Annotated in this window: 6 protein-coding genes and 1 pseudogene; 2 read left to right on the top strand and 5 right to left on the bottom strand. The window is 73.1% G+C overall.

The features are described from left to right. Positions 1-152 precede the first annotated feature (152 nt). The 3 genes from EBH09_RS33810 to EBH09_RS33800 all read right to left on the bottom strand — a co-directional run bounded on the left by EBH09_RS33810 (position 153) and on the right by EBH09_RS33800 (position 3,205). Complete coding sequence (locus tag EBH09_RS33810) at positions 153-1,058, bottom strand: universal stress protein (protein WP_121750621.1); 906 nt, start codon at positions 1,056-1,058, stop codon at positions 153-155. Positions 1,059-1,222: 164 nt separating this feature from the next. Beyond that, entirely contained in the window at positions 1,223-1,465 is a 243-nt protein-coding gene (locus EBH09_RS33805) for a DUF397 domain-containing protein (protein WP_121751142.1), read from the bottom strand. A 234-nt stretch (positions 1,466-1,699) separates the two neighbouring features. Beyond that, entirely contained in the window at positions 1,700-3,205 is a 1,506-nt protein-coding gene (locus tag EBH09_RS33800) for an acyl-CoA synthetase (RefSeq protein ID WP_121750620.1), read from the bottom strand. 140 nt (positions 3,206-3,345) lie between these two features. On the opposite strand from EBH09_RS33800, the gene EBH09_RS33795 reads away from it, so the two are divergent. Then, entirely contained in the window at positions 3,346-5,766 is a 2,421-nt protein-coding gene (locus EBH09_RS33795; protein WP_121750619.1) for a penicillin acylase family protein, read from the top strand. Positions 5,767-5,934: 168 nt separating this feature from the next. Then, complete coding sequence (locus tag EBH09_RS33790) at positions 5,935-7,710, top strand: serine hydrolase domain-containing protein (RefSeq protein ID WP_193776675.1); 1,776 nt, start codon at positions 5,935-5,937, stop codon at positions 7,708-7,710. Between the two features lie 24 nt (positions 7,711-7,734). On the opposite strand, the gene EBH09_RS33785 is transcribed toward EBH09_RS33790, so the two are convergent. After that, positions 7,735-7,926, bottom strand: a complete 192-nt coding sequence (locus EBH09_RS33785; RefSeq protein ID WP_193776674.1) for a DUF2795 domain-containing protein — start codon at positions 7,924-7,926, stop codon at positions 7,735-7,737. Positions 7,927-8,007: 81 nt separating this feature from the next. Further along, a pseudogene (locus tag EBH09_RS33780) lies at positions 8,008-8,767 on the bottom strand (FAD-dependent oxidoreductase); the annotation flags it as partial.

Here is an 8,767-nt window from a genome sequence, read left to right as displayed (position 1 = left end):
CCGCCCGACCCCCGCGGGTCGGGCCGCGACGCAGAGGCGGCAGGCTGCCGTATGGCGTATGGCGTGTGGCGTGTGGCGTGTGGCGTGTGGCGTGTGGCGTATGCAACGGTCGTCGGCACCGCCGACGACGTCGGTCGGCACAGACCCGCGCCTCACTCCTCGGCCGGCGTCGGCGGCACCACCGCGACCGGGGACGCCGCGTGCAGCAGGACGGCGTGGGCGACCGAGCCCATCATGCGGGCCGGGGCCAGCAGGCGTCGGCGGTGGCGGCCGACGACGATCAGCTCGGCGTCGCGGGAGGCGGCGACGAGGTGGCCGGCGGCGTCGCCGGGCAGGACGTGCGCCTCGGCCCGGATGTCGGGGTGACGCCCTCGGTACGGGGCGAGGAAGCCATCCGCCAGGACCCGGGTCTCGCTCTCGATGGAGACCTCGTCGATCACCAGGGGCATCATCTGGCCGGCGGCGGCCCAGGTCTGCACCGGCCATGGGTAGGCGGCGATCACCTGGAGGCGGGCGCCGCGCCGCGCGGCCTCGGCGAAGGCGAAGGACAGCGTGGCGTCGTCGGGGCTGTCCACGTGCAGGCCCACCACCACCCGGGGGCCGGGTTCGGCCGGTGCCTCGCCGTGGACCTCGCGCCCGGGGCGGGGCACCACGACGACCGGGCACTCGGCGTCGCGGGCGACGGCCATGCCGTTGGAGCCGAGCAGCAGGCTGGCGAAGCCGCCGCGGCCCCGGGAGCCGAGAACCAGCAACTGGGCGTCGGCCCCCAGTTCCGGCAGCACGGCGCCGGGTACGCCCTCCATGCCGACGTACTCGGTCGGCACCGCGAAGGCCCGCCCTTGCAGGTGCGCGCGGGCCTGGTCGAGCACCGGGTCCTCGTCGGTGTCCGGCGGTCCCGCGACCAGGACGTCGGTCTGCGCCCAGGCGGCGTACTGGCGTACGTGCACCACCCGCAGACGTGCCTCGCGCCGGTGGGCGGTGTCGAGGGCCCAGTCCAGGGCGCGCAGGCTGTCGTCCGAACCGTCGACCGCCGCGATGACCGGCAGGGTGGTGCTCATGGGTTCCTCACCTCCGGAGTGCAACCGTTCCCCCTCCTGGCGTCAGCCTCGCCCAGGCGTCGGCCACGAAGGGGCACTCACGGTCGCGTGTCCGGAAAAACGGGCGGAACACTCCCGGATCGGCCGGACGCACCCCGGCCCGGCTCACCGCCCCGGTGGGCGTCTCAGGTGAGGTCGAACTCCCCTTCCCGCGCTCCCGACACGAACGCGCCCCATTCCGCGGGGGTGAAGATCAGGGAGGGACTTTCCGGGCTGCCGCTGTTCCGCATGGCGATGAACCCCTCGACAAAGGCGATCTGGACATCCCCCAGGCCTCGGCTGCTGGACTGCCACTGCGCGTTGCTGAGATCCAGCTCCGGCTTGTCCCAGCCCATGAGCGGGCGCTGTTGGGTGGTGCTCTCGGCCACGTCCGTGCTCCTCCCGATTTCGTCGTCCGCGGTCAGCCTAGCGATCGGGTCCGAGCGCCGACAGGCCACGTGACGGGTGCCTTTCGCAAGATCGGCGCCGCGGTTCCCACCCGTCACACGCGCCGATGGTGCCCCGGCGGCCTCGGCACTGCGCGAGAAACGCGACGACACGCCGTACGAACCACTGCGTCGTTCTTCGGCGCCCGTCGTTTCGGCCGCGACGCAGTCGCCGGGTCAGGAACCGGCGAACCGGTCCCGCAGTTCGCGTTTGAGGATCTTCCCGCTGGCGTTGCGCGGCAGCGCGTCCACGAAACGGACCCGCTTGGGTGCCTTGAACGCGGTGAGCCTCTCGCGGGCGTGGGCGATCAGTTCGTCCTCCGTGACCTCGCCGCGCGGGACGACGACCGCCGTGACGGCCTCGATCCACCGCTCGTCGGGCAGGCCGATCACGGCGGCCTCGGCGACGGCCTGGTGGGTGTAGAGGGCGTCCTCGACCTGACGGGAGGCGACCAGTACGCCGCCGGAGTTGATGACGTCCTTCACGCGGTCGACGATCGTGAAGTAGCCGTCCGTGTCCCGCACGGCGAGGTCGCCGGAGTGGAACCAGCCGTCGCGGAAGGCCGCCGCGGTCTCCTCGGGCTTGTCCCAGTAGCCCTCGCACAACTGCGGGGAGCGGTAGACGACTTCGCCCGGCGTGCCGTCGGGCACGTCCTTGCCGTCCTCGTCGACGACGCGTGCGTCGACGAAGAGCACTGGCCGGCCGCAGGAGTCCATCCGGCCCTCGTGCTCGTCCGGGCCCAGGACGGTGGCGAGCGGGCCGATCTCGCTCTGGCCGAAGCAGTTGTAGAAGGCCAGGTCCGGGAGGCGTTCGCGCAGCCGCTCCAGGACCGGCACGGGCATGATCGACGCCCCGTAGTAGGCCTTGAGCAGGCCGCCGAGGTCGCGGGTGGCGAAGTCGGCGCGGTTCGCGAGGCCGATCCACACGGTGGGCGGCGCGAAGAGGCTGTCCGCGCGGCCGGCCTCGATCAGGTCGAAGAGGCGGTCGCCGTCGGGTGCGTCCAGGACGGTGTTCGTCGCGCCGACGGCGAGATAGGGCAGCAGGAAGACGTGCATCTGCGCCGAGTGGTAGAGGGGCAGCGCGTGCACGGGGCGGTCGCCGGCGCCCAGGTCCAGGGCGGTGATGGCGCTCAGGTACTCGTGCACCAGCGCCCGGTGGGTCATCATCGCGCCCTTGGGCAGTGCGGTGGTGCCCGAGGTGTAGAGCAGTTGCACGAGGTCGCCGCCGTCCGGCTCGGGGCCGTCGTACGCGGGCGCCGTGGCCTGCCGGACGAGCAGCGAGTCGTCGGCGTCGCGCAGCGGGAGGACGCGTGTGCCGGCGGGGAGCCGGCCGGCGAGGTCCGGGTCGGCGAGGACCAGGGTGCTGCCGGACTGGCCGACGACGTAGGCGAGGTCGTCGCCGGTCAGGTTCTGGTTGACCGGGACGTGCACCAGGCCCGCGCGGGCGCAGGCGAGGAAGGCGATCAGGTAGGCGTCGGAGTTGTGCCCGTAGGCGCCGACCCGGTCCCCGCGGGTCAGTCCCCGCTCCAGCAGGACGCTCGCCGCGCGCGAGACGGCGGTGTCGAGTTCGTCGTACGTCCAGGAGCGGTCGCGGTACTCCACCGCGACGCGTGCCGGAGTGCGCCGGGCACTGCGCCGCAGCACCCCGTCGACCGTGCTGCCGTGTCCGGGCCTCAGCGTCATGGCATGATCCTCGGCCGGTCGGCGGGGCGGGTCAAGACGTGTGCGCCGCGCCGGAAGCGGCTCTTGTCATGCCACTGACACATACACATACCCACTGGTACGCTCAGCCGCCCCTTCCTCCGAAGACGTCGGGAGGCACGATGCGCACACGCCTGAGACGGCTCGCCATCACGGCCGTCGCCCTGCTCACCGCCGCGACCACACTGCCGGCCGCCGCGGGCGAACGGTCCGGTGACCGGCACGAGCGTCCGTCCCACGGCGGGCTGTCCGCCGTCATCCGCTACACCGAGTACGGCATCCCGCACATCGTCGCCAAGGACTACGCGAACCTCGGTTTCGGCACGGGCTGGGCCCAGGCCGCGGACCAAGTGTGCACACTGGCCGACGGTTTCGTGACCGTGCGCGGCGAACGCTCCCGCTACTTCGGCGCCGACGCGGGGTCCGACCCCGCGCTCTCGTCGGCCGCCACGAACCTCTCCAGCGACCTGTACTTCCGGGGAGTTCGCCGGGCGGGCACGGTGGAGAAGCTGCTCGCCGAGCCCGCGCCGCGCGGCCCCAGCCGGGACTCGGAGGAGCTGATGCGGGGCTTCGCGGCGGGCTACAACGCCTGGCTGGAGCAGAACCGGATCACCGATCCGGCGTGCCGGGGCGCCTCCTGGGTACGGCCGGTGACCTCGCTGGACGTGGCCGCGCGCGGCTTCGCCCTGGCCGTGCTCGGCGGTCAAGGGCGGGCCGTGGACGGCATCACGGCCGCCCAGCCGCCGGCCGGGAGCACGGGGGCGGCCCCGGAAGGGAAGCCCGGAGCGGACGCGACCGCGCGTGCCGCCCGGGAACTGTTCGCCGCCGACAACGCCGGCATGGGCTCCAACGCCGTCGCCTTCGGCGGACACACCACCGCGAACGGCCGCGGGCTGCTGCTGGGCAACCCGCACTACCCGTGGCACGGCGGGCGCCGCTTCTGGCAGTCGCAGCAGACGATCCCCGGACGGCTCAACGTCGCCGGAGGTTCTCTGCTCGGCACCACGACGGTGTCCATAGGCCACAACGCGCACGTCGCCTGGAGCCACACCGTCGCCACCGGCGTCCCCCTCAACCTCCACCGGCTGACGCTGGATCCGGCCGATCCGACGGTCTACCTGGTGGACGGCAGGCGCGAGCGGATGACGAAACGGTCCGTCACCGTCCCGGTGAAGAACGGCGCTCCGGTGACGAAGACCCAGTGGTGGACCCGGTACGGCCCGGTGGTGACGTCGCTCGGCGTCTCGGTGCCCCTGCCGTGGACCACGACGACGGCGTACGCGCTGAACGACCCGAACGCCGCCAACATGCGCGCCTCCGACACCGCGCTCGGCTTCGGCAAGGCCCGCGGCACGGACGACGTACTGGACTCGCTGCGCCGCACGCAGGGGCTGCCGTGGACGAACACGATCGCCGCCGACTCGCGCGGCCGCACGCTGTTCACCCAGTCGCAGGTGCTGCCCCGCATCACCGACGAACTGGCCGAGCGCTGCTCCACACCGCTCGGCAAGGTCACCTACCCGTCGTCGGGGCTCGCGGTGCTGGACGGCTCACGTGGCGACTGCGCGCCGGGCCGGGACCGGGACGCCGTGCAGTCGGGGATCTTCGGCCCGGACCGGATGCCGACGCTCAAGAACGCGCCATATGCGGAGAACTCCAACGACAGTGCCTGGCTGACCAACGCGGACCGGCCACTGACCGGCTACGAGCGGGTCTTCGGCACCGTCGGCACCCAGCGGTCGATGCGGACGCGGGGGGCCATCGAGGACGTGGCGGCGATGGCGGACCGGGGTGAGCTGACCGTGCGGGACCTGCAACGACAGCAGTTCGCCAATCGCGCCCCCGCCGGCGACCTGGTCGCGGCCGACGCCGCGCGCGCCTGTGCCGCACTGCCGGGCGGCAAGGCCACGGGCAGCGACGGGAACGCGGTCGGGATCCGCGAGGCCTGCGGTGTGCTCGCCGGCTGGGACCGCACCGTCGACACCGGCAGCCGGGGCGCGCTGCTCTTCGACAGGTTCTGGCGCGGGCTCACCAGGGCCCTGCCGGCGGGGCGGTTGTGGAAGGTCCCGTTCTCGCCCGCGGAGCCGGTCACCACCCCGAGCACGCTGAACACGTCCGCGCCGGGCTTCGCCACCGCCCTCGCGGACGCGGTGGCGGAGCTGCGGGCGGCGGGCATCGCGCTGGACGCGCCGCTCGGTGAGCACCAGTTCGTCGTGCGGGGCGGCAAGCGCGTCCCCGTGGGCGGTGGCACGGAGTCGCTGGGTATCTGGAACAAGATCGAGCCCGTGTGGGACGCGGCTCGCGGCGGCTACTCCGAGGTGACCACCGGTTCCAGCTACATCCAGGCCGTGGGCTGGGACGGGAGCCGGTGCCCGGTGGCCCGTACGCTCCTGACGTACTCCCAGTCCTCCGACCCCGCCTCGCGGCACCACGCCGACCAGACCCGGCTGTTCTCGGGCGAGAGGTGGGTGACGTCCCGGTTCTGCGAGCGCGACATCTGGGCATCGCCCGGCCTCCGGGTGGTCCGGGTGCGCGAGCGCTGAGCCGCACGCGACTCCGCACCGCGACCCGTCCGGCGCGATGCCGGGCGGGTCCGGCGGTTCGTCAACTCCGCACGCCCCATTGACACGACCCGCCACTGACAGGAAAGTTTCACTCCGCACGGCGATCCAGGAAAGATACTTTCAGCTTCGATGGCGGGAGGCTCTTCGATGGCCGGACAGGCGACGAGCGGATTCACACGGCGTCAACTGGGCGCCGGCGCGCTGGCACTGGGCGGTGCCCTGGCCATCGCCCCGTTCGCGGCCGGGCCGGCCGAGGCCGTCGCGGACCAGGGCCGCCGCCCCACCCTGCGGCGCGGCTCCGCCGAGCGCGCCGGCCTGCTCCCCGGCCATCTGCGCCAGCTCGTCACCGACGCCGAGACGTTTCTCGGCCCCTCCCCCGAGCATCCGTGGTACGCGGGCGCCGTGCTGCTCGCGGGCCGGGGCGGCACGGTGGCGCTGCACGAGCCGATCGGCATGGCCGTGCGCTACCGGGCCTACGACGAGGAGACCGACACCGGTGTCGAGTTCCCGGCCGGGCAGCAGATCCCGATGGCCGAGGACACGGTGTTCGACCTCGCCTCGATCTCCAAGCTGTTCACCTCGATCCTCGCCGTGCAGCAACTGGAGCGGGGCGCGCTGGAACTGGAGGCGCCGGTCGCCTCGTACCTGCCGGACTTCGGGCGGGCCGGCAAGCAGGACATGACGGTGCGACAGCTGCTGACGCACACCTCCGGCTTCCGGGCGTGGATCCCGCTGTACGAGGCGCCCACGTACGAGGAGAAGGTCCGGCTCGTCTACGACCAGGAGCCGGTGAGCGCGCCCGGCACGGCGTACCTCTACTCGGACCTGAACATGATCTCGCTCCAGCTGGTGCTGGAGAAGGTCACAGGGCGCACCCTGGACGTGCTGCTGCGCGACGAGATCACCGCCCCGCTCGGTCTCGACCGCACCCGCTACAACCCGCCCGCCTCCTGGCGGCCCCGGATCGCGGCCACGGAGGACGCCCGCCCGCCCTGGTCCGGCCTCGACCGCGGACTGGTGTGGGGCGAGGTGCACGACGAGAACGCCTTCAGCCTCGGCGGCGTCGCCGGCCACGCCGGGGTGTTCTCCCGCGCGTGGGACCTGGCGGTGCTCGGCCGTACGCTGCTCAACGGCGGCTCCTACGGACGGGCGCGCATCCTGCGGCCGGAGTCGGTGGAGCTGATGTTCACCGACTTCAACACCGGCTTCCCCGGGGACGAGCACGGCCTCGGCTTCGAGCTGTACCAGCACTGGTACATGGGCGCCATGGCCACCCCTCGCACGGCCGGGCACACCGGCTTCACGGGGACCTCGCTGGTGCTCGACCCGACGACCGACTCGTTCCTGGTGGTGCTCGGCAACTCGGTACATCCGGTGCGCGGCTGGCGCTCGGGGTCGGCGCCCAGAGTCGCGGCCGGCACCAGCATGGCGCGGGCCGTGCCGGTCCGTCCCGCGCACGGGCGTACGGCGTGGTTCTCCGGGACGGCGGGTTCCTCGACCGCCACGCTCACGCTGCCCGCGCTGGACACGTCCGGAGGCGGGGCACGGCTGCGCTGCTCGCTGTGGTGGGACACCGAGCCGGGATCGGACGCCCTCGTGCTGGAGGCGACGACCGACGGTGGCGCCAGCTGGCAGCCGGTCCCGTTCACCACCGCGCGCCGCGGTGCGGAGCCGCGGGAGCACCCGGCGGGTTCGGCCACCGGCTGGTCGGGCCGCGTCTGGCACCGGCTGACGGCCAAACTCCCGGCCGCTCGCGGGCTCACCCTGCGCTGGCGGTACACGACCGACCGGCTGTACGTGGGCCGCGGCGCGTACGTCGACGGGCTGCGCGCCGAGGCGGCCGACGACGTCCTGTTCCACGACGCGCGCCCCGCCGACGCGGCGCGGATCGAGGCGGTGGGGTGGACGGCGTCGGCCGACTAGGCGATCGTTCGCGCCGGAGGTCCGCTAGCCGTTGAAGACGGCCTTCTGCACCTCGTTCGGCCCGTCGAAGCTGTTCTCCTCGAGGCCGTCGAGACGGCTCACGACCTTGTCGTCGGCCTTGTTCTTGCGGGCGCAGTCGACGAGCGACTTCCTGTCCGCCGGGTAGTCCATACCGCTGAGGGCCTTCTGCAGGTCGATGGGGCTGAGGTCAGCCATGGCAGGCTCCTTGTCGTATCGATCACAGAGGCGGAATGTCCGCTATGTCGCGGTACCCATCCCCGTCCGGCGCATGCGCCGTCAGTTCGCCGTCCGCTCCAGTACCGCCATCGCCGCGTTGTGCCCCGGCACCCCGCTGACCCCTCCCCCGCGTACGGCACCCGCCCCGCACAGCAGTACGTTCGCGAGCCCGGTCTCCACACCCCAGTGGCCGGTGCCCTCCTGGGCGTGGGGCCAGGCGAGCTCGCGGTGGAAGATGTTGCCGCCGGGCAGGCGCAGGTCGCGTTCCAGGTCGAGCGGCGACCTGGCCTCGATACAGGGCCGCCCGTCGGCGTCCATCGCCACGCAGTCGCTGAGGGGTTCGGCCAGGTGGGCGTCGAGCTGGGCGAGGGTCGACTTCAGCAGTTCCTCGCGTACGGCGTCGTTGTCACGGGCGAAGAGGCGGGCGGGCGTGTGCAGGCCGAACAGGGTGAGCGTGTGCGTGCCCTTCGCGGCCAGGTCCGGGCCGAGGATCGTGGGGTCGGTCAGCGAGTGGCAGTAGATCTCGGAGGGCGGGGCGGCGGGCAGCTCACCGGCCGCGGCACTGGCGTGCGCGGTGGCCAGCTGCTCGTAGCCCTCCGCGATGTGGAAGGTCCCGGCGAACGCCTCGCGCGGGTCGGCCGCGGGGTCGCGCAGCGCCGGGAGCCGCGTCAGCAGCATGTTGACCTTGAGTTGGGCGCCCTCGGCGGGAGGGGGCGGCGCCTGCCCCGTGAGCGCCGCCAGCTCCCTCGGGGAGGCGTTCACCAGGACGTGGCGTGCGGCGGCGACGCCCTCGCCGCCGTCCGAGCGGTAGGTGACCTCG

Source organism: Streptomyces sp. E2N166, from assembly GCF_003671715.1.
Taxonomy (GTDB): domain Bacteria; phylum Actinomycetota; class Actinomycetes; order Streptomycetales; family Streptomycetaceae; genus Streptomyces; species Streptomyces thinghirensis.
Note: the sequence above shows the minus strand (reverse complement) of the source record. Positions and strands in the feature narration are given on the sequence as shown.